Origin of the sequence: Aeromonas sp. QDB20 (assembly GCF_027707805.1) — a bacterium.
Lineage (GTDB): Bacteria > Pseudomonadota > Gammaproteobacteria > Enterobacterales > Aeromonadaceae > Aeromonas > Aeromonas dhakensis.
On sequence record NZ_JAPCJC010000003.1, the window covers coordinates 255,376 to 275,938 of the forward strand.

Below are 20,563 nucleotides of genomic sequence, written 5' to 3' on the forward strand. Positions count from 1 at the left end.
AAACGGAATTACTGCAGCAGGGTGAGAGCTTGATTCAAGGCTTGGGATTTGAGTTGGGCGCCCTGACCGAACCAGGCGGAATCGAGCCGGTGATCCTGGCTGCGAGCACGGCGGTGGTGATCCACGTATTCGGTGACCGCATTGACCAGCCCCCAGGCGGTATTGCGGGAACTGGCAAGTTCTGAGCCCATGCCTGCGCCCTGATAGAGCTCATGCAGCCGTTGTACCGGCTTGGTGAGGATGATGTTCTCCTCATCCAGCGGTTGCGCCAACAGGTCGCTGAAAAAGCGCAGTGCCTCTTCGGGGGTGACTGGCCGCTGTGCCAGCGCCTTGGTCTGTGTCTTGAATTCATCCCAATGAGAGAGCCCGAGCCCAAGCGACTCTTTGACGGCAGCTGCATCGAACTGAGTAGAGTGGGGCACCTTGATGGCGCCGGTAGCGCCGCGCAGTGCCATCTGCAGGGTGTTGTTGCATACCACCCGCAGCGAGGTGAACTGCGCCGTGGTGCAGAGCGTGCCGTCGCAGCTAGTCGCCAGCAGCAGATAGGATTTTACCAAGTCATTGCCCTTGAGTTTTAGATCCTGACCGGTTTTGGCCAGTGCCCACAGCTTGCGGCCGCCTTTAAGCGAGCCTGCAGTCTCCAGCTCAAAGCCACCAGCTTGCACCAAGTCTTGATAGAAGTGCAGCACCTCGTGAGGCTGTACCACGTTGTAGCGGCTTGAGACCACCGACAGAGGGGTGAGGGTATCGGAGCGATACAGCACCTTGCTGTCGCTGTAGGGGCGGATATGCAGTGCATCAGAGGCGACGTTAAACATCACGTCGCTCTGCTCGATGGTCCAATCCATCCCGGCTGCCTGTAGCCAGATATCGAGAGATTGTTGCGGGGGCAAAATATTGCCAAGGCCATGCCAAGGGGCTTGGCCCGTGTAGGCCATGGTGTCAATCAGGTGAGCCATATCTCCTCCAGGAATTGTGAAATGCAGACATCAGCCTGCTAACTCATGGAGGTGATGTAGGTTTGAAAGTTTATTGAATAGGATGTAGTCGTGTTTTTATTTGTGTGTGCTGTTAAGCAGCATACAGGTTGTTATGTTTGGACAATGCCCTTCATTGGAGATGTGGGGGCAGGATTGGTAAAAGAGGCTCAATCATGAAGGGTGTTTATAGCGTAGGCTAAAGCGTAGGTAGGTAAATGAATTTCAAAAAAACGCATTAAAATCAACATGTAAACACCCTTGCATCATGGGCGTGTGGGCGCTGAGGTTGGCGCCTGGCGTGGCGCCGGTGGCTTGGTGTTGTGCGGTCATGTGCTATTCCAGAAGGGGCCTCTGCGGGCCTGTGTCTGCGGTGATGAGCCTTGAGCTTGATGGCGCCATTCTACACATAAGCGGCGTGGTGGGGGAGGTCGGGGATCACGACCCTCCGTGTAGGCAGAGGCATCAGCCTGGTGAGCGGCGTTCAGTTGCGGCAGGCTGTGGCGGGATCGCATAATGTGCCTCTTGCACGCATCAGAGGGAGTCACGATGAAACTGGACGCAGAGATAGAGCGCCTCGCCATCGAGCTGGGGCGGGCCCTTGGCCAGCGAGGCTGGCTGGCGGCCACCGCCGAATCCTGTACCGGCGGCGGGGTGGCCACGGCCATCACCGACATTGCGGGCAGCTCAAGCTGGTTCGATCGTGGCTTTGTCACCTACACCAACGAGGCCAAGCAGCAGATGCTGGGGGTGAGCGACGAAAGCCTGGAGCAGCACGGCGCGGTGAGCGAGGCGGTGGTGCTGGAGATGGCCCGCGGCGCGCTGGCCCACTCGTCGGCCTCCATCAGTGTCGCCATCAGTGGCATCGCCGGCCCCGGCGGCGCCACCGAGGGCAAACCGGTCGGCACCGTCTGGTTTGCCTGGGCCGACTGCAACGGCCGCCACCACTCCCTGCTGGCCCATTTCGACGGGGATCGCCGGCAGGTGCGTCAGCAAGCGGTGAGACAGGCCTTGTCGGGTCTGTTGGCCCTGCTCAGATAAATTGGGCTTGATACTGTATGAATAGACAGTATACTTAGCCCAACTTCATTTTTACTCACGATTTCCAGCGGAGATTGGCATGGATCAGAACAAACAGAAGGCACTGGCGGCTGCGCTGGGTCAGATTGAAAAGCAGTTCGGCAAAGGTTCCATCATGCGTCTGGGCGACAGCAAGACCATGGATATCGAAGCCATCTCCACCGGCTCCCTCTCTCTGGACGTTGCGCTGGGGATCGGTGGTCTGCCGTGCGGTCGTATCGTCGAGATCTACGGCCCGGAATCTTCCGGTAAAACCACGCTGACCCTGCAGGTGATTGCCGAAGCCCAGAAGAAGGGCAAGACCTGTGCCTTCGTCGATGCGGAGCACGCACTCGACCCCATCTATGCTGCCAAGCTGGGCGTTAACGTCGACGACTTGCTCATCTCTCAGCCGGATACCGGTGAACAGGCGCTGGAGATCTGCGACATGCTGGTACGCTCCAACGCCGTTGACGTCATCATCGTCGACTCCGTGGCGGCCCTGACCCCGAAAGCGGAAATCGAAGGCGAGATGGGTGACTCCCACGTCGGCCTGCAGGCTCGTCTGATGTCCCAGGCGCTGCGCAAGCTGACCGCCAACATCAAGAACGCCAACTGCCTGTGCATCTTCATCAACCAGATCCGGATGAAGATTGGCGTCATGTTCGGCAGCCCGGAGACCACTACCGGTGGTAACGCGCTCAAGTTCTACGCCTCCGTGCGTCTGGATATCCGTCGTACCGGCGCCATCAAGGAAGGTGACGAAGTGGTTGGTAACGAGACCCGCGTCAAGGTAGTGAAGAACAAGGTGGCCCCTCCCTTCAAGCAGGCCGAATTCCAGATCTTCTACGGTGCCGGCATCTCCAAAGAGGGCGAGCTGGTGGATCTGGGCGTCAAGCACAAGCTGATCGACAAGGCCGGTGCCTGGTACAGCTACAACGGCGAGAAGATCGGTCAGGGCAAGGCCAACGTCATGAAGCTGTTCGCCGAGAACAAGGCGCTGGCTGGCGAAGTGGAAGCCAAACTGCGCGAGCTGCTGCTCTCCGGCGCCGCGCCGGTGGAGGAGAAACCCTCCGCTGCCGAGTACGACGAGTTTGAAGCCGAAAACGAACAAGAGTTCGAATAAGAGCAAAAGGAAGGCCGGGTTGATACCCGGCCTTGTCATTTATGGTCGATGAATCCGTTACCGAACCGGTCGAGCCCGCCGAACCGACCTTTGCAGAGCAGCTGGCGGCCGCCCGTGCCTACGCCATGTGCAGCCTGGCCCGTCGCGAGAGTGCCGAGTCGGAGCTGGCCAGACGCCTGCGCCAGCAGGGCTATCAGGAAGAGGTGATCGAGGCGGTAGTCGACTATTGCCGCGGTTACAACTGGGTCAATGACGAGCGCTATGGTGCCATGGCGGTACGGGCGGGTGCCGCCAAGGGGCATGGCCCGCTCAAGATCCGTTTCGACCTGCGCCGCAAGGGGTTGGACGATGGCCAGATCGATGCCGCCTTCGAGCAACCCGAGCTGGACTGGTTCGAACTCGCCCTCGAGCTGCTGGAACGACGGGCCAACCTAGCCGACCTGGCCGACTTCAAGCTGCGGATGAAGTGGCTCAAGTATTTGCTGGGGCGCGGCTTTAGCCAGGATCAGGCCCGTTACGCCATCTCTGCCCTGCAGGAGCGGGAGGAGTAGAACGGCGATGTTTGTGCTGGGATCTTGAGATGACTCGAGAGACGAGAGCCCCATCGCCGTACACCCGCTCTCTTCATTTCCGCTTTGCCGGCGCCTGGTCGCCGGTTTCCATCTGCCGACCAGGCCATTATGACGCCTGTGCAAGATTTTCCCTGCCTGTTCATAGGCTTGTCAGCTCAGATTGACGAAAGCCGGGTTCTCCCCGTCTTGACCCTCTTTTCATGCCGCTTTTTCTCCTGTTGATGGTGAAAAAAGCCGCGGTTGGCAGCGGGGCGCTTTTCCGGCCCGTTTATGTGCGCTTTTTCGCCCGTGGCGGCCCTGTCCGTTTTACTTTACCCCGCAGAAAACTTACATTAATGCGGTTAAAAGTCCGTATTCGAATCAAGCAGGATTTTCCATGTATATGTCCACGTCTGAGATACGCGCTGCGTTTCTCGAGTATTTCCGTTCCCAGGGGCACCAGGTTGTCTCCTCCAGCTCGCTGGTACCGCATAACGACCCGACCCTGTTGTTTACCAACGCGGGTATGAACCAGTTCAAGGACGTGTTCCTTGGCGCAGACAAGCGTGCCTACAACCGCGCGACGACCTCCCAGCGTTGCGTGCGTGCCGGTGGTAAGCACAACGATCTGGAAAACGTCGGCTATACCGCTCGTCACCACACCTTCTTCGAGATGCTGGGCAACTTCAGCTTCGGCGACTACTTCAAGCAGGATGCCATCAAGTTTGCATGGGGCTTCCTGACCGAGGTGCTGCAACTGCCGAAAGAGCGCCTGCTGGTGACCGTCTACGCGACTGACGATGAAGCCTTCGACATCTGGGAAAAAGAGGTCGGTGTACCGGCCGATCGCATCGTGCGCATCGGTGACAACAAGGGCGCCCCGTACGCTTCCGACAACTTCTGGGCCATGGGCGATACCGGCCCGTGCGGTCCCTGCACCGAGATCTTCTACGATCACGGCGATCACATCTGGGGTGGCCGTCCCGGCTCACCGGAAGAGGATGGCGACCGTTTCATCGAGATCTGGAACGTGGTGTTCATGCAGTTCAACCGTCAGGCTGATGGCACCATGGAGCCGCTGCCGCGTCCGTCCGTGGATACCGGCATGGGTCTGGAGCGTATCTCCGCCATCATGCAGGGGGTTCACTCCAACTACGAGATCGACATCTTCCAGGCGCTGATCAAGAAAGCGGCCGAGATCGTCGGCACCACCGATCTGAGCAACCAGTCCCTGCGCGTCATCGCGGACCACATCCGCTCCTGTGCCTTCTTGGTGGCTGACGGAGTGATGCCGTCCAATGAAGGTCGCGGCTATGTGCTGCGCCGCATCATCCGCCGCGCCGTGCGTCACGGTCGCAAGCTGGGCGCCACCGATGTCTTCTTCTACAAGCTGGCCGCCGAGCTGGCGGTGCAGATGAAGGATGTCGCTGCCGAGCTGATCGCCCAACTGCCGCTGGTGGAGCGCGTGCTGCGCATCGAAGAGGAGCAGTTCGTCCGCACCCTGGACCGCGGTCTGCTGCTGCTGGAAGACGCTCTGGCCAATCTCGGCGATGCCAAGGTCATTCCGGGCGAAGTGGTGTTCAAGCTGTATGACACCTATGGCTTCCCGGCCGACCTGACTGCCGACGTGGTGCGCGAGCGCGAGATCGGAATCGACGAAGAGGGCTTCAAGGCCGAGATGGAGAAGCAGCGTGCTCGTGCCAAGGAAGCATCCAGCTTCGGCGTGAACTACAACGAGATGCTCAAGCTCGACTTCGAGACCCCCTTCACCGGTTACAAGACCCTGACCGAGCGCACCCGTGTGGTCGGCATCTACAAGGGCGTGGACGAGGTGAGCGGTCTCATCGCCGGTGACGAAGCTGTCATCGTGCTGGAGCAGACCCCCTTCTACGCCGAGTCCGGCGGCCAGATCGGCGACAGCGGCACCCTGAAAGTGGACGACGGCATCTTTGCCGTGACCGATACCGTCAAAGCGGGCAAGGCGATCATCCACAAGGGCTACATGGAGCTGGGCACCCTGGAGAAAGGGGCCGAGGTCGAGGCCGTGGTCGATGGCGACCGTCGTCAGGCCATCGCCCTGAACCACTCGGTGACTCACCTGCTGCACGCGGCCCTGCGTCAGGCACTGGGCGAGCACGTGACCCAGAAAGGCTCTCTGGTGGGGGCCGAGCGCATGCGCTTTGACTTCTCCCACTTCGAGGGGATGACCATGGCGACCATTCGCCGGGTCGAGGAGCTGGTCAACAACCAGATCCGCGCCAACCACGAAATCATCACCCAGCTGATGGGCCTGGAAGAGGCCAAGTCGGCCGGCGCCATGGCGCTGTTCGGTGAAAAATACGAAGACGACGTGCGCGTGGTGCGCATGGGTGACTACTCCACCGAGCTGTGCGGCGGTACCCACGCCAAGCGCACCGGTGACATCGGCTTCTTCAAGATCATCGCCGAGAGCGGCATCGCCGCCGGCGTGCGTCGTATCGAAGCGGTGACCGGCAAGGCCGCCATCGACTTCATGCATCAGGTCGGCGAGCAGATCGAAGAGGCTGCCGCGCTGGTGAAGGGCGATCAGTTCAGCATCGCTGACAAGGTTCGCCAGGTGCTGGACAAGGCCAAGATGATGGAACGCGAGCTGGAGCAGCTCAAGGCCAAGCTGGCCGCCCAGGCCGGTAACGACCTGCTGGGTCAGGTCATCGAGATCAAGGGGCAGAAGGTGCTGGTTGCAGCGCTGGAAGGAGCCGATCCCAAGTCCCTGCGCGGCATGCTGGACGAACTGAAGAGCCAGATGAAGTCCGGTGTGGTGCTGCTGGCCACCAGCGGCGAGGGCAAGGTCAACCTGATCGCGGGTGTCACCAACGACCTGACCGGCAAGGTCAAGGCCGGTGAGCTGGTCAATCTGGTGGCCCAGCAGGTGGGTGGCAAGGGCGGTGGTCGTCCCGACATGGCCCAGGCGGGTGGTACCCAGCCTGAGGCAGTGCCGGCGGCCCTGCAATCCGTACACTCCTGGCTGGAAGAGCGCCTGTAATCGGGCGAGGTGATCTGTGGCACTCTATGTACAGAAGTACGGCGGCACCTCGGTCGGCACGCTGGAGCGGATCGAGGCGGTAGCTGAGCGGGTCGAACAGACCCGCGCCCAGGGACATGACGTGGTGGTGGTTGTTTCCGCCATGTCGGGCGAAACCAACCGGTTGCTGGGCATGGCCCAGCAGCTGGATCCTGATGCCAACCGGCGCGAGATGGATGTACTGGTCTCCACCGGTGAACAGGTCACCATAGCGCTGCTGGCCATCGCGTTGAACAAACGCGGTTGCCCCGCGGTCTCGATGACCGGTGATCAGGTTCGCATTCACACCGATTCCGCCTATGGCAAGGCGCGCATCACCCACATCGACACCGACCGGGTTCAGGCTGAACTGGGCGCGGGCAAGGTGGTGGTGATCGCGGGCTTCCAGGGTCGTGACGAGCACAATGCCATCACCACCCTGGGGCGCGGTGGCTCCGACACCACGGCGGTCGCCGTGGCGGCGGCCATCAAGGCCGATGAGTGCCAGATCTTTACCGACGTGGATGGGGTCTATACCACGGATCCGCGCATCGAGCCCAAGGCGCGTCGTCTCGACACCATCACCTTCGAGGAGATGCTGGAGATGGCCAGCCTGGGCGCCAAGGTGCTGCAGATCCGTTCGGTGGAGTTCGCGGGCAAGTACCGCGTGCCGCTGCGGGTGCTGTCGAGCTTTGTCGAGGGAGAGGGAACGTTAATCACATATGGAGGTGAGAGGATGGAAGCTCCCCTGGTATCCGGGATAGCGTTCAATCGCAACGAAGCCAGCCTGACCATTCTGGGTGTGCCGGACCGGCCCACCGTGGCAGCGCAGATCCTGAATCCGATCAGCGACGCCAACATTGATGTCGACATGATAGTGCAGAACACGCTGGGCGATGGCACCGCTGATTTCACCTTCACGGTGAATCGCGATGACTATCGCCGGGCGCGCGCCCTGCTGGAGGAGACCGCCAGCGAGCTGGGGGCCGCCTGCGTGCAGGGCAACGGTGAGATCGCCAAGGTTTCCATCGTCGGAGTCGGGATGTGGAACCATCCTGGCGTCGCCCGCACCATGTTCAAGGTATTGGGCGAGGAGGGGATCAACATGCAGTTGATTTCCACCTCTGAAATCAAGATATCCGTGGTGATTGACGAGAAGTACCTGGAGCTGGCAGTGCGTGCCTTGCACTCCGCTTTTGGGCTGGATCAGGAGCCTCATGAGCAGCCCTTGGGAAACAATCCCTGATTGATTTAGTTTCAACCATTTACCATATCGGTATCTTTGTAAGATAATGTCGCATATCGATATAAATACAAAACAGGATACAGGAGCAAGCGAATGCTTATTTTGACTCGTCGTGTAGGGGAAACCCTGATGATTGGTGACGAAGTGACTGTCACCGTGCTGGGCGTGAAAGGCAACCAGGTTCGTATCGGCGTGAACGCACCGAAAGAAGTTTCCGTGCACCGCGAAGAGATCTATCAGCGCATCCAGGCCGAGAAAGTACCGGGTCAATCCGGCTTCTAAGCGGCATCAATGGCTGTGACAAGGCGACACCTCATGTGTCGCCTTTTGTTTTTTCGGAGCGCCGAAAATGGTGTCGCAGGGGGCGAAAGAGCGGGATAAGTGTCGATATTGCTTGAATATTCCACGCTTTGGCCAAATACCGAGCGAACGCACTTTTTTCTCCAAAAAAGTGTTTGACTAAAAATCCCTGTGAAGTATTATCAGCCCCGCAAACGGAGAGGTGGCCGAGAGGCTGAAGGCGCTCCCCTGCTAAGGGAGTATGCGGCTTATACCCGCATCGGGGGTTCGAATCCCCCCTTCTCCGCCATTTGCGCCCGTAGCTCAGCTGGATAGAGTACCTGGCTACGAACCAGGTGGTCAGAGGTTCGAATCCTCTCGGGCGCACCATTNNNGATGAGCGCCCGTAGCTCAGCTGGATAGAGTACCTGGCTACGAACCAGGTGGTCAGAGGTTCGAATCCTCTCGGGCGCACCATACAGACAGCCCCGACTTCGGTCGGGGCTGTTTTTTTAGATGGCCGCTCCGGGTATGGGATACGACCCGGGTGGCTTGATACTCGTCTCTTCACCTCTTCACCTCTTCACCTCTTCACCTCTTTGCTTCAACTTTGTGGTTTCGCTGCTGAGATCGCGCTTCACCCATTCTGGTGGCAATCCGCAGCCCCGTGACAAGGGCTTCCACCCCTGCATGACGGGCGCTTGGCGCCTCTCCCTGCCTCCTGCGGCCCACTGCGCCGACTTTCGCGTTATCGCGCCCTGTGTGCATCCCTTGGTTCTCGGTCAATCCACGCCCCTTTCCGCTGATAAACCCGCTCAGAGGCGGGTAGAGGCGGTTTGCAGGCAATAAAAAAGGATGCCGCGGCATCCTTTTTCATCCCTGCAGTCCGGGTGTCAGCTTTTCAGCCATTTGCGAATGCGGTTGGCATCGCCGATGGGGGTGCGTTTGCCCACCGAGTTGAGCAGCACGATGGCCAGCTCCTGATTGTCCGGCTTGGCCCGCATCAGCAGGCAGCGGCCCGCTTCGTCGGTATAGCCGGTCTTGGAGAGGCGTACGTCCCAGTCCGGGTTCTTCACCAGCGGGTTGGTGTTGTTGAACATCAGGCTGTAGGCCGGCGTGCGAAAGCGCATGTCCTTGCTGGTGTCCTGGGTGAATTCGCGGATCAGCGGCTGGCGGTAGGCCGCCGCGATGAGCTTGGCCAGATCCTGGGCGGTGGAGACGTTGCGGGTCGACAGGCCGGTGGAGTCGTAGAAGCGGCTGTTGCGCATGCTCAGCTGTTTGGCCTTGTTGTTCATGGCTCGGATGAAGGCGGGACGGCCCCCCGGGTAGTGGCGGGCAAGCGCCGAGGCCATGCGATTTTCAGAGGACATCAACGCCAGATGCAGGGCATCGCGGCGGGTCACCTGGGTGCCCATGCGCACCCGCGAATAGGTGTGCTTGATGGCGTCTCTGTCGTTCTGGTCTATGGTCAGGGTCTGGCCGAGATCCTGGCGGGCATCCAGTACCACCAGCGCCGTCATCAGCTTGGTGAGGGAGGCGATGGGGCGCACCTGGGTGGGATTCTTCTGGTAGAGGGTCTTGCCCGTTCTGACATCCATCACCAGTGCGCTGCTCGATTGCAGCTGCAGTTTGGCCGGGTTGGGGGCAGCCAATGCTGCTGGCAGTCCCAGCAGTCCAACCAATGCATAAACCAGCGCCATAGCGCTAACCCGACACCGCATACTACCGACTCCATTCACGTCGAAAAAAAGGCGCTAGATTCACTCATTTTTACCCTCGCTTGACAAGAGTGCCAGCGGGTAAATCACCATTATTTCGCTAAAAAAAGGGCCATCTCGCGATGACCCTCTCTCTTTGCCTCAATCCCGTGGTGCACTGGTTTTGCGTTTGCTCAGCCAGCGCCAGATCAGCGCAATCAAACCGCCGACCAGCAGCACGATCGGCAGGCAGAGAATGATGCTGAGGAACTGGGACTGGTACTCGGCCGCCAGCTTGGTGTGACTTAGGAAGTAGCCGAAACCCACCAGCGGGCAGATCCACATGATGGAGCTGACCAGATTGACAATGAGAAAGCGCCCCTGGGGCAGTTCGGTGGCACCGACGATATAGGGGTAGGCGGTGCGCACGAAGGCGATGTAGCGGGCGGTGATCAGGGTCACGATGCCGTATTTGTCCAGCAGGTAGTAAACCTTCTGCTGGTGCTTCTCTTCCACATGGGACAGCAGCCGGTGGTAGAGCTGGGTGTGGCCCAGGAAACGCCCCTGCATGTAGCCGAGCCAGGTGCCGACGAAGGTGGCCAGGATCAGCAGCGGGATCACCCCGAGGGAGAGCACGTCCTGATAGATGAGCACGCCGGTCAGGATCAGCAGGCTGTCGCCGGGCAGAAAAGCGGTGGGAATGAAGCCGTTCTCCAGCACCAGAAAGGTCAATAACACACCGCAGACCATGAAGGCCATCTTGGGATCGGATAGCGTCACCAGATCCTGATGCATAAAGGCGTGGGCCAGTTGGTAAAACTGTTCCATAGTTGCAAACTCCGCAGGTTAGCTGGGTTGATCAAGCAAGGGCATGGCAAGCACCTTGTCGATGCGCAAACCATCCATGTCAACGATTTCCAGTTGCCACTGTTCCAGGGTGACCAGGTCTCCCGTCTGGGGAACACGACCAAGGAGCAGCATGATAAGCCCTCCGAGGGTGTGATAGTGATGTTTTTCTTCTTCCGGTAGCCGAACCAGTCCCAGGCAGTCCTTCAATTCCGGCAGCGGAATGAGGCCGTCGAGCAGCCAGCTGCCGTCGGTACGCTGAAAAGCCCAGTTGTCGTCGCCGTCTTCCTGCTGGAAGTCGCCGGCCAGGGTTTCCAGCAGATCCTGCTGGGTGACCAGTCCCTGCAACTCGCCATATTCGTCCACCACCAGCACCATGTGCTCGGAGTGGGTGCGGAAGTGGTTGAGCAGCTCGAGGCCGTTGAGAGTTTCAGGCAGCAGGCTGCCATCCTGGGTCAATGCCGCCAGATCGATGGGCTCACCCTTGATATAGGCATGCAGCACCTTGCTGACGTTGATGATGCCCACCAGTTCCGACAGGTTGCCGTCGCAGACCGGGAAGAAGCTGTGGCGATACTCCACCAGCCGCTGCAGGTTGACCTCCAGCGGCAGGGCTAGGTCGAGATAGCGGATGTCGCTGCGTGGCACCATCAGCGAGGAGAGGCTACGCTCGTCGAGCCGGAACACGTTGCGCAGCATGGTGTGCTCATGATCCTCGATGATCCCGGCTTCCGAACCTTCCACCAGCATGGCGTGGATCTCCTCCTGGGTCACGTTGGCACTGCTATCCTGGCTGACTCTCAGCACTCGCAGGCTGGCCTTGGTGGAGGCCGACAGCAGCCAGACGAAGGGACGGGTGAGGGCGGCCAGCCACAGCATGGGGCGGGCCACCAGGCAGGCGATGCGCTCGGCACTGATCTGACCGAGCCGCTTGGGCACCAGTTCGCCGATGACGATGGAGAGATAGGTGACCACTACTATGACCAGCACGGTGGCGATGAGGCCGCTGCTCTTGGGGGTCATGCCCCACTCCTGCAGCCAGAGCGCCAGCGGCTGGGCCAGCAGGGATTCGCCGTAGATACCGTTGAGCAGACCAATACTGGTGATGCCGATCTGCACCGCGGAGAGAAAATGGGTGGGATCTTCGCTCAGCTTGAGCGCGATGGCGGCGGAGCGGCTCCCTTCGCTGGCCATCTTGCTGAGGCGTGCCTTGCGTGCGGTGACGATGGCGATTTCCGACATGGCGAAAACGCCATTGAGCAAAATCAATCCAAACAGGATCAATATTTCCATACTGCGGCAGCACTCCTAGTTGAAAGATCGCTGGCAGTGTAATGAATTTGGGGGCGCTGCGCTTGTGAAAGCGGGTGATTTGGCTCGCTAATTTTGCATGACAACGCGCGAAATGAGGGGGGAATGGTGGCGGGCGGGCAACAAAAAGCCCCCTGCAGGAGGGGGCTTTTGCGAGGCGGATGCCGGCTTACAGCGCGGCGATCTCGGCCTGCTGGGCTTCCAGCTTGGTCAGTTGGAGACGGTAATCTTCCAGCTTCTCGCGCTCCTTGGCGATGACCGCTTCCGGCGCCTTGGCGACGAAGGCCTCGTTGCCGAGCTTGCCTTCGATGCGGCCACACTCGCCCACCAGACGGGCTACCTCTTTGGCCAGACGGGCCAGTTCGGCATCCTTGTCGATGAGACCAGCCATCGGGATCAGCAGCTCGGTGGCACCGATCAGCTTCTTCACCGACAGCGGCGCGGCTTCACCTTCGCCAAGCACGCGGATGGATTCCAGACGGGCCAGCGACTTGAGGAAGGCCTCGTTGTCGGCTGCACGCTCGGCATCCTTGGCATCGCACTGGAGCAGCACGTTGAGCGGGACGCTCGGCGCTACGTTCATCTCGGCACGGATGTTGCGGATGCTGACGATGAACTCCTTCACCCACTCCTGATCCTCCATCGCGGCGTCGTCCACCTTGGCGGCGTCGAACTCCGGGAAGGCCTGAATCATGATGGTGTCGGCGTGTACGCCGGCCAGCGGGGCCACCGATTTCCAGATGGTCTCGGTGATGAACGGGATGATCGGATGTGCCAGACGCAGCAGGGTTTCCAGCACGGTCACGAGGGTGTGGCGGGCAGCGCGCTGCTCGGCTTCGGAACCCTTGGTCAGCACCGGCTTGGTCAGCTCCAGATACCAGTCACAGAACTGGTTCCAGATAAATTCGTACAGCACACCGGCCGCGATATCGAAGCGGTAGGTGTCGAGGGCGGTACGGAAGTCACGGATGGCCACCTGCAGCTGGGACTGGATCCAGCGATCCGCCAGACTGAACTGCATTTCTCCACCGGCAAAGCCACAATCCTGATCTTCGGTGTTCATCAGCACGTAGCGGGAGGCGTTCCACAACTTGTTGCAGAAGTTGTTGTAACCATCCAGGCGCTTCATGTCCCAGTTGATGTCACGACCGGTAGAGGCCAGCGCCGCCAGGGTGAAGCGCAGGGCGTCGGTACCGTGGGCCTCGATCCCTTCCGGGAACTGCTTGGCGGTACGCTTGCCGATCTTCTCGGCCATCTGCGGCTGCATCATGTTGCCGGTACGCTTCTCCAGCAGGTCTTCGAGGCTGATGCCGTCGATCATGTCGAGGGGATCCAGCACGTTGCCCTTGGACTTGGACATCTTCTGGCCTTCTTCGTCGCGGATGAGGCCAGTGATGTAGACGGTCTTGAACGGCACTTGCGGCTGGCCGTTTTCGTCCTTGATGAAGTGCATGGTCATCATGATCATCCGGGCGATCCAGAAGAAGATGATGTCGAAGCCGCTCATCAGCACGTCGGTCGGGTGGAAGGTCTTGAGCGCCTCTGTGTTGTTCGGCCAGCCCAGGGTGGAGAAGGTCCACAGGGCGGAGCTGAACCAGGTGTCGAGCACGTCTTCGTCCTGACGCAGCACGGTCACGGACGGGATGCTGTGCTTGGCGCGCACTTCATCCTCGTTGCGACCCACGTAGACGTTGCCGGCATCGTCATACCAGGCCGGGATGCGGTGACCCCACCACAGTTGACGGGAGACGCACCAATCCTGAATGTCGCGCATCCAGGAGAAGTACATGTTCTCGTACTGCTTGGGCACGAACTGGATGCGGCCATCTTCCACCGCCTCGATGGCTGTCTTGGCCATGGGCGCCACGCGCACGTACCACTGGTCGGTCAGCATCGGCTCGATGGGCACGCCGCCGCGATCGCCGTAGGGCTGCTGCAGCACATGATCCTTGATCTCGGCCAGCAGGCCCAGCTCGTCCAGCTTGGCGACGATGGCCTTGCGGGCGGCAAAGCGCTCCATCCCGGCGAACTCGGTCGGCAGGATGGCGTCATAGGCGGTGCTGGGGTTGCCGTTGGAGTCAACCACTTCGGCCTCGGCGCGCACGTGGGCGTCCAGGGTGAAGATGTTGATCATCGGCAGGTTGTGGCGCTTGCCCACTTCGTTGTCGTTGAAGTCGTGGGCCGGGGTGATCTTCACGCAGCCTGTGCCCTTCTCCATGTCGGCGTGCTCGTCGGCGACGATGGGGATCAGACGGTTCACCAGCGGCAGCAGAATGTGCTGACCGATCAGCGCCTTGTAGCGCGGGTCTTCCGGGTTTACCGCGACGGCGGTATCACCCAGCATGGTTTCCGGACGGGTGGTGGCGACGATCAGGTGATCCTGACCTTCGGCAGTCTTGGCGCCGTTGGCCAGCGGGTAGCGTAGGTGCCACATGTGGCCCTTGATCTCGCGGTTTTCCACTTCCAGATCGGAGATGGCGGTGTTGAGCTTGGGATCCCAGTTCACCAGACGCTTGCCGCGGTACATCAGGCCATCTTCGTAGAGACGGACGAACACTTCCTGCACGGCGGCGGAAAGCCCCTCATCCATGGTGAAGCGCTCGCGCTCCCAATCCACGGAGTCACCCAGACGGCGCATCTGGCGGGTGATGGTGCCGCCGGACTCCTCCTTCCACTGCCAAATCTTGTCGATGAAGGCTTCCCGGCCGTAATCGTGGCGGGTCTTGCCCTCTTCTGCGGCGATCTTGCGCTCAACCACCATCTGGGTGGCGATACCGGCGTGGTCGGTACCCGCCTGCCACAGGGTGTTCTTGCCCTGCATGCGGTTGTAGCGGATCAGGGTATCCATCAGGGTTTGCTGGAAGGCGTGACCCATGTGCAGGCTGCCGGTGACGTTCGGCGGCGGGATCATGATGCAGAAGGAGTCTTTGCTGGTGTCGCCGTGGGGCTTGAAGTAGCCCTGAGCTTCCCAGTGCTGGTAGAGCGCCTGTTCGATGGCGTTGTGATTAAAAGTCTTTTCCATGGTCTCGCCGTAATCTGGATGGATGGATTCTGGTGTTGATTCGTGGTGGATCACAGGCGGCGCAGTCAGGGCTGCGCCGGATCCGGTGCGGCAAGGACGGGCTGATCCCTCATCTCGAGGGTGTGGCCTGCCTGGCGATAGTGCTTGTAGCGCTCGCGGGCTTGCTGCTTTTGCGTTTCGTCAGTGGGGACAAAATCTACCACTTGAGCGAAGTGTCCTGCAAACAAAGGTGTCTGTTTGGCCAGATTGATGAGGCGGGCGTAGCGCCGCCGTGGCGGCAGGTGGCCGATCTCCACCGGTGCCTGACCGCTCTCCCCCTGCAGCTGGTGCGGCACGAAGCGCTCCGGCGGCAGCTGCCACAACAGCTCGTCGAGGCGCAGGGCCTGCGCTTCGTCGTCGCAGAACAGATAGAGGTGGCCCGCGCCCCATGACTCGGCCGCAAGGCTGCAGGCGAGTCGCTCGACAGCAGAGGCCTGCGCGTCATCCGGTTCGCTCATCAGGTAAAAGGTCACTTGGCTCATCAGGTTGATCCCGTTTGCGGTGACGGATAATTGACCGCCGGTAAGGACGGGCAGGGGGTATTCCTGCCAACCCTCAATGAAACAAGGAAGAGGCGGGCCTCTTCCTTGTGGTGCAGGGCAACTTCCGCTCGCCCGATGGCATCGCCGGGCGAGGTGCGGAAATTACTCCTTCTCTTCGATGTCCACCCCTGACCGGTTCAGCAGGAACTGGGTCAGCAAGGGCACCGGACGCCCGGTGGAGCCTTTCTCCTTGCCACTCTTCCAGGCGGTCCCGGCGATATCCAAGTGGGCCCAGTTGTACTTCTTGGTGAAGCGTGACAGGAAGGCGGCGGCGGTGATGGTACCGGCCGGACGACCACCTATGTTGGCCATGTCGGCGAACGGACTCTCCAGCTGTTCCTGATACTCGTCGAACAGCGGCAGACGCCAGGCGCGATCACCCGCCTGCTCGGAGGCATTGAGCAGTTCGTGGGCCAGCGGGTTGTGATTGGCCAAGAGGCCCGTGGTGTGGTGACCCAGGGCGATGATGCAGGCACCGGTCAGGGTGGCCACGTCGATCACGGTTTCCGGATCAAAGCGATCCACGTAGGTCAGCGCATCGCACAGCACCAGGCGGCCTTCCGCATCGGTGTTCAGCACTTCGATGGTCTGGCCGGACATGGAGGTGAGGATGTCACCCGGGCGATAGGCGTTGCCACCCGGCATGTTTTCGCAGCCCGCCAGCACGCCGATGACGTTGATGGGCAGCTGCAGCTGGGCCAGAGCATGCATGGTACCGAGCACGGAGGCGGCGCCACCCATGTCGTACTTCATCTCGTCCATGCCGTCGGCCGGCTTGATGGAGATGCCGCCGGAGTCGAAGGTCAGTCCTTTGCCGACCAGCACGATGGGCTTGGCATCCGGATGACCCTTGTATTCGATGATGGCCATCATGGCTTCGTTGTCGGAACCGCGCGCCACCGCCAGGTAGGAGTTCATGCCGAGCTCGGCCATCTCCTGCTCGCCGATCACCTTGGTGGTGATGTTGTCGAAGGCATCGGCCAGACGACGGGCCTGGGAGGCGAGATAGGCCGGATTGCAGACATTGGGCGGCATGTTGGCCACGTCGCGACAGACGCGCACCCCTTTCGCCACGGCCAGGCCGTGGGCGATGGCTTTTTCACCAATGGTCAGTTCCCGACGCGTCGGCACGTTGAACACCAGCTTGCGCAGCGGACGGCGCGGCTCGGCCTTGTTGGTCTTGAACTGGTCGAAACTGTAGAGGCCCGCCTTGGTGGTTTCTACCGCCTGGCGCACCTTCCAATAGGTATCCCGTCCCTTGACGTGCAGCTCGGTCAGGAAGCAGACCGCTTCCATGGAGCCGGTTTCGTTGAGGGTGGTGATGGTCTTGTTGATGATCTGCTTGTACTGGCGTTCATCGAGTTCCCGCTCCTTGCCGCAACCGACCAGCAGCACGCGCTCGCTGAGCACGCCCGGTACTTGATGCAGCAACAGCATCTGGCCTGGTTTCCCTTCCAGGTCGCCACGGCGCAGCAGCGAGCTGATGTAGCCATCGCTGATCTTGTCCAGCTGTTCGGCAACCGGAGAGAGGCGACGCGGCTCGAATACGCCGACCACGACGCAGGCACTGCGTTGCTTCTCAGGACTGCCACTCTTTACACTGAACTCCATGGAATCTCCTACATCCTAAAGACAAAAGGCACCTTTTATTGAATAATGCGGTGCTTGTTGGGGTATCAGAGGCGGAGCGAACAGGCACTGGCCCCGCAGTTCAAACTGGTAAAAATCCAATATACGGCCCTATTTTTCAGGCATTCGACTAAAAACACAAGTTTACTTGGGAATGACTGTGATCGTTTTCCGATATTTGTTCAGGGAAACCCTGAAAACCCAGCTGGCGGTATTATTCGTGCTGCTGCTCATCTTCGTCAGCCAGCAATTCATCCAGATCATCGGCGATGCCGCCGATGGTGAGGTGCCGACGCGCCTGGTCTCCACCCTGCTGCTGCTCAACCTGCCGAATATGGCCCTGTTGATGCTGCCCATCAGCCTGTTTTTGGCCATCTTGTTCGCTCACGGGCGCCTCTACGCTGAAAGCGAGATGACGGTGATGCATGCGGTAGGCTTCAGCCACCGTTTCGTGATGCGCAGCGCCATGGTACTGGCCCTGCTGACGGCGGCCGTCGCCGCCTTCAATACCGGCTGGATTGCCCCGCAGGCGAAGGAGCGCGAGTACCAGGTGATCGACGAGTTCAAGGCAGATCCGGGGATCTCCTTCCTGCAGGCCGGCCGCTTCATGGAGCTCGACAAGGGTCGCCTGGTGGCCTACATCCAGGACCTGAATGACAAGGGCTCCAAACTGCAGAAAATCTTCGTGTTGCAGCGCTCCCAGGATGGCAAGCCGCCGTCAGTGGTGGTGGCGACCGAAGGGGTGGTCACGGTCGACAGCAACGGCCTGCAGTGGCTGACCCTGAAGGATGGTTCTCGCTACGAGGGGCACTTCAATACCCGCCAGTTCCAGATCTCCGAGTTTGACGAGTACAGCCTGGTGATCCGCCAGCAGGAGATGGAGCGCTCCAACCGCAAGGCGGCGGCCAAGCCGACCATGGAGCTGCTGGGCACCCAGGACAACCAGCTGATGGCCGAACTGCAGTGGCGCCTGTCACTGCCGCTCTCCATTCTGGTGCTGACCTTCCTGGTGGTGCCACTGGCGCGGGTCAACCCCCGTCAGGGCCGCTATGCCAAGCTGTTGCCGGCCATCCTGCTCTACCTCTCCTACTTCCTGCTGCTCAGTGCCGCCCGTTCAGCCATCGACAGCGGCCGGCTGCCGCACTGGCCCGGCATGTTCCTGGTGCCGCTGGTCTATCTGCTGCTGATCGGGTTGCCGCTCAACCTGCAGGGCACCAGCTGGTGGAACGGGGTCAAGACCCTCTATTTCAAGAGAAAATCGGCATGATGTTGCCATCTGGGAGTCTCTACTGATGTTTGGCATTCTCGATAGACATGGCGACCGGGTCATTTTGCTGTCGCCCCCGCTCCATACGTCTGTATTTGAGGGAAAAATCAGCATGATGCTGCAACCGGGGAGTTTCTGCTGATGTTTGGCATTCTCGATAGATATATCGGCCGGATCATTTTCATGTCGGTCCTGCTGTGTGAGATCACGCTGGTGGGCCTTGCGGCGCTGATCAAGTACGTGGAGCAGCTGAAGTCGGTAGGGGAAGGCAACTACGACATGCTCAGCGCCCTCTACTATGTGCTGCTCTCCATGCCGAAAGAGGCGGTGCTCTTCTTCCCGCTGGCGGCCCTGCTGGGCGGCCTCATCGGTCTGGGCCAGCTGGCGACCAGCTCGGAGCTGGTGGTGATGCAGGCGGCGGGCCGCTCCAAGATCAGTATCGTGATGGCGGCGCTCAAGACCGCCATCCCGCTGATGCTCCTGGTGGGGCTGATGGGGGAGTACGTGGCGCCCATCGCCAAGCGGATGGCGGATGACATCAAGGCGGGGGCCCTGTCGGAAGGGCGGCTGACCGTATCGGCCTACGGGGTGTGGGCGCGCGATGGCAACAACTTCGTCAACATCAACGGGGTGCGCAACGATGGCGCGTTGACCGGCATCACCCTTTACCGTTTCACCCCGGAGCGCAAGCTGATCGATATCCTGCAGGCGCAGGAAGGGGTGTTCGAGCAGCATCACTGGCTGCTCAAGCAGGTGCAGGTGACCCGTTTTGACGATCCCAAACAGATCCTGAGCGAGACCCAGCCCCAGATGGAGTGGAGCTCCGAGCTCACCCCCAAACAGCTGGGGGTGGTGAGCGTCGATCCCGAAAACCTGCCGGTGGCGGGACTGCTGGATTACATCGGCTATCTGGATGCCAACAAGCAGGATGCCGGGCGCTACAAGCTGGAGATGTGGCGCAAGCTGCTGTCACCGCTCTCGGTGGTGGCGATGATCCTGCTGGCCTCCTCCTTCATCTTCGGCCCGCTGCGCTCGGTCAGCATGGGCGCGCGGATGCTGATGGGGATCATGACCGGCTTCGCCGTCTACGTCAGCGATCGGGTGTTCGGCCCCATCAGCCTGGTGTACGCGGTGCCACCGATCCTGGCGGCCATCGCGCCCAGCCTGCTGTTTGGCGGCATCTCTTTCTATATCCTGAGCCGCAAGCAGTAGCTGCCTGAAGGGTTGTGAGGGCGGTGGCGCGGCAGACAAAAGGCTGCCATCGCGCCTGCTGCACTGCTGCACTGCTGTTCGGCGGCATCTCCTTCTATATCCTGAGCCGCAAGCAGCAAGCGCGTCGACCAGCAAAAAGGGCACCCTGGGGTGCCCTTTTTCGTTACCGCCTTTTGGGATCAGCGATTGAGCTGTTCCAGGTTTTCCTGTTTGCCCAGCAGGATCACTTCGCACTCGGACCAGATGTCCTGAAATGCGCGGGGTGACTTGCGGTTGAACAGGCAGAGCAGGTTGCCGAGGCCAAAGGCCGCCGTTGCCAGCCGGATCAGCGCCTGGGTGATGCGGATGTTGCTGCCGTCGGCATTCTGGATGCGCAGACGCCAGGCCCGCATGCCGATGGTCTGGCCGGCGCGGGTCCAGAACCAGGTGTAGAAACCGCAGATGACGAGAGCGAGCCAGGCACTGTATACGGGGCTGGTCAGCAGCCAGGCGGCGTCTTTGCCCTCGGGGACGCTTGCCATGCCGGTTGCCAGCAGCAGATGGGCCACCCCCATCCCGATAAAGCCGGCGATGATCAGCAATGAGATGACCACCAGATAGTCATAGATCAGGGCGCCGAGCCGGCGCAGCAGACCGGCGGAGGGGTGACGCTGGGTGGGAGGAGGGGGAGTGGTCGGTTGGACGGGTTTACGCTTGGCCATCGTTCTTATTCCATTAATA

Annotated in this window: 16 protein-coding genes and 3 tRNA genes; 11 read left to right on the top strand and 8 right to left on the bottom strand. The window is 60.5% G+C overall.

Going from position 1 to position 20,563, the window contains the following annotated elements; genetic code table 11:
• Positions 1-8 precede the first annotated feature (8 nt).
• Positions 9-959 (bottom strand): DUF932 domain-containing protein, encoded by a 951-nt coding sequence (locus PG897_RS05055; protein ID WP_270828770.1) that lies wholly within the window; start codon positions 957-959, stop codon positions 9-11.
• Positions 960-1,526: 567 nt separating this feature from the next.
• On the opposite strand from PG897_RS05055, the gene pncC reads away from it, so the two are divergent.
• The 9 genes from pncC to PG897_RS05100 all read left to right on the top strand — a co-directional run bounded on the left by pncC (position 1,527) and on the right by PG897_RS05100 (position 8,755).
• Positions 1,527-2,018 (top strand): nicotinamide-nucleotide amidase, encoded by a 492-nt coding sequence (gene pncC / locus PG897_RS05060; RefSeq protein WP_201880051.1) that lies wholly within the window; start codon positions 1,527-1,529, stop codon positions 2,016-2,018.
• A gap of 79 nt (positions 2,019-2,097) precedes the next feature.
• Entirely contained in the window at positions 2,098-3,162 is a 1,065-nt protein-coding gene (gene recA / locus PG897_RS05065; RefSeq protein ID WP_005305178.1) for a recombinase RecA, read from the top strand.
• Between the two features lie 41 nt (positions 3,163-3,203).
• Positions 3,204-3,713: a regulatory protein RecX gene (locus PG897_RS05070; protein ID WP_270828781.1), complete on the top strand. Its 510-nt coding sequence runs from the start codon at positions 3,204-3,206 to the stop codon at positions 3,711-3,713.
• Between the two features lie 397 nt (positions 3,714-4,110).
• A complete protein-coding gene (gene alaS, locus PG897_RS05075; RefSeq protein ID WP_270828771.1) occupies positions 4,111-6,735 on the top strand; it encodes an alanine--tRNA ligase in 2,625 nt (874 codons plus the stop codon).
• 16 nt (positions 6,736-6,751) lie between these two features.
• The gene (locus PG897_RS05080; protein WP_005305167.1) at positions 6,752-7,999 is read left to right on the top strand and encodes an aspartate kinase; all 1,248 of its coding nucleotides are present in this window, start codon (positions 6,752-6,754) and stop codon (positions 7,997-7,999) included.
• Positions 8,000-8,092: 93 nt separating this feature from the next.
• The gene (gene csrA, locus PG897_RS05085; protein WP_005305164.1) at positions 8,093-8,281 is read left to right on the top strand and encodes a carbon storage regulator CsrA; all 189 of its coding nucleotides are present in this window, start codon (positions 8,093-8,095) and stop codon (positions 8,279-8,281) included.
• Positions 8,282-8,495: 214 nt separating this feature from the next.
• Positions 8,496-8,588 (top strand) — tRNA-Ser (locus tag PG897_RS05090).
• Positions 8,589-8,591: 3 nt separating this feature from the next.
• Positions 8,592-8,668, top strand: a tRNA-Arg gene (locus PG897_RS05095).
• 10 nt (positions 8,669-8,678) lie between these two features.
• Positions 8,679-8,755 (top strand) — tRNA-Arg (locus PG897_RS05100).
• A gap of 416 nt (positions 8,756-9,171) precedes the next feature.
• On the opposite strand, the gene pbpG is transcribed toward PG897_RS05100, so the two are convergent.
• From pbpG to pepA, 6 genes are all read right to left on the bottom strand, one after another.
• Positions 9,172-9,999 carry a D-alanyl-D-alanine endopeptidase gene (pbpG, locus tag PG897_RS05105; RefSeq protein ID WP_270828772.1) on the bottom strand — a complete coding sequence of 276 codons (828 nt, stop codon included), beginning with the start codon at positions 9,997-9,999 and terminating at the stop codon, positions 9,172-9,174.
• A 138-nt stretch (positions 10,000-10,137) separates the two neighbouring features.
• Entirely contained in the window at positions 10,138-10,803 is a 666-nt protein-coding gene (locus PG897_RS05110) for a DedA family protein (RefSeq protein ID WP_270828773.1), read from the bottom strand.
• An 18-nt stretch (positions 10,804-10,821) separates the two neighbouring features.
• Positions 10,822-12,114: a hemolysin family protein gene (locus tag PG897_RS05115; protein WP_201899953.1), complete on the bottom strand. Its 1,293-nt coding sequence runs from the start codon at positions 12,112-12,114 to the stop codon at positions 10,822-10,824.
• Positions 12,115-12,301: 187 nt separating this feature from the next.
• Positions 12,302-15,154 (bottom strand): valine--tRNA ligase, encoded by a 2,853-nt coding sequence (locus tag PG897_RS05120; RefSeq protein ID WP_270828774.1) that lies wholly within the window; start codon positions 15,152-15,154, stop codon positions 12,302-12,304.
• Positions 15,155-15,219: 65 nt separating this feature from the next.
• The gene (locus tag PG897_RS05125) at positions 15,220-15,675 is read right to left on the bottom strand and encodes a DNA polymerase III subunit chi (protein ID WP_117405557.1); all 456 of its coding nucleotides are present in this window, start codon (positions 15,673-15,675) and stop codon (positions 15,220-15,222) included.
• 162 nt (positions 15,676-15,837) lie between these two features.
• Entirely contained in the window at positions 15,838-17,346 is a 1,509-nt protein-coding gene (gene pepA, locus PG897_RS05130; protein ID WP_005305141.1) for a leucyl aminopeptidase, read from the bottom strand.
• A gap of 172 nt (positions 17,347-17,518) precedes the next feature.
• Here pepA and lptF point away from each other — a divergent pair, with 172 nt between their 5' ends.
• Positions 17,519-18,631: an LPS export ABC transporter permease LptF gene (lptF, locus tag PG897_RS05135; RefSeq protein ID WP_017765325.1), complete on the top strand. Its 1,113-nt coding sequence runs from the start codon at positions 17,519-17,521 to the stop codon at positions 18,629-18,631.
• A 141-nt stretch (positions 18,632-18,772) separates the two neighbouring features.
• Positions 18,773-19,843 (top strand): LPS export ABC transporter permease LptG, encoded by a 1,071-nt coding sequence (gene lptG, locus PG897_RS05140; RefSeq protein WP_270828775.1) that lies wholly within the window; start codon positions 18,773-18,775, stop codon positions 19,841-19,843.
• A 179-nt stretch (positions 19,844-20,022) separates the two neighbouring features.
• Here lptG and PG897_RS05145 read toward each other — a convergent pair whose 3' ends face one another.
• Positions 20,023-20,544, bottom strand: coding sequence for an RDD family protein (locus PG897_RS05145; protein ID WP_201880057.1), 522 nt, complete (start codon positions 20,542-20,544; stop codon positions 20,023-20,025).
• Positions 20,545-20,563 lie beyond the last annotated feature (19 nt).

Coding starts and splice junctions, on each gene's coding strand:
- PG897_RS05055 (WP_270828770.1), bottom strand. CDS start 959: ATGGCTCACCTGATTGACACCATGGCCTACACGGGCCAAGCCCCTTGG.
- csrA (WP_005305164.1), top strand. CDS start 8,093: ATGCTTATTTTGACTCGTCGTGTAGGGGAAACCCTGATGATTGGTGAC.
- lptG (WP_270828775.1), top strand. CDS start 18,773: ATGTTTGGCATTCTCGATAGATATATCGGCCGGATCATTTTCATGTCG.
- PG897_RS05145 (WP_201880057.1), bottom strand. CDS start 20,544: ATGGCCAAGCGTAAACCCGTCCAACCGACCACTCCCCCTCCTCCCACC.
- PG897_RS05070 (WP_270828781.1), top strand. CDS start 3,204: ATGGTCGATGAATCCGTTACCGAACCGGTCGAGCCCGCCGAACCGACC.
- pbpG (WP_270828772.1), bottom strand. CDS start 9,999: ATGCGGTGTCGGGTTAGCGCTATGGCGCTGGTTTATGCATTGGTTGGA.
- PG897_RS05110 (WP_270828773.1), bottom strand. CDS start 10,803: ATGGAACAGTTTTACCAACTGGCCCACGCCTTTATGCATCAGGATCTG.
- recA (WP_005305178.1), top strand. CDS start 2,098: ATGGATCAGAACAAACAGAAGGCACTGGCGGCTGCGCTGGGTCAGATT.
- PG897_RS05120 (WP_270828774.1), bottom strand. CDS start 15,154: ATGGAAAAGACTTTTAATCACAACGCCATCGAACAGGCGCTCTACCAG.
- pepA (WP_005305141.1), bottom strand. CDS start 17,346: ATGGAGTTCAGTGTAAAGAGTGGCAGTCCTGAGAAGCAACGCAGTGCC.
- lptF (WP_017765325.1), top strand. CDS start 17,519: ATGACTGTGATCGTTTTCCGATATTTGTTCAGGGAAACCCTGAAAACC.
- PG897_RS05115 (WP_201899953.1), bottom strand. CDS start 12,114: ATGGAAATATTGATCCTGTTTGGATTGATTTTGCTCAATGGCGTTTTC.
- PG897_RS05125 (WP_117405557.1), bottom strand. CDS start 15,675: ATGAGCCAAGTGACCTTTTACCTGATGAGCGAACCGGATGACGCGCAG.
- pncC (WP_201880051.1), top strand. CDS start 1,527: ATGAAACTGGACGCAGAGATAGAGCGCCTCGCCATCGAGCTGGGGCGG.
- alaS (WP_270828771.1), top strand. CDS start 4,111: ATGTATATGTCCACGTCTGAGATACGCGCTGCGTTTCTCGAGTATTTC.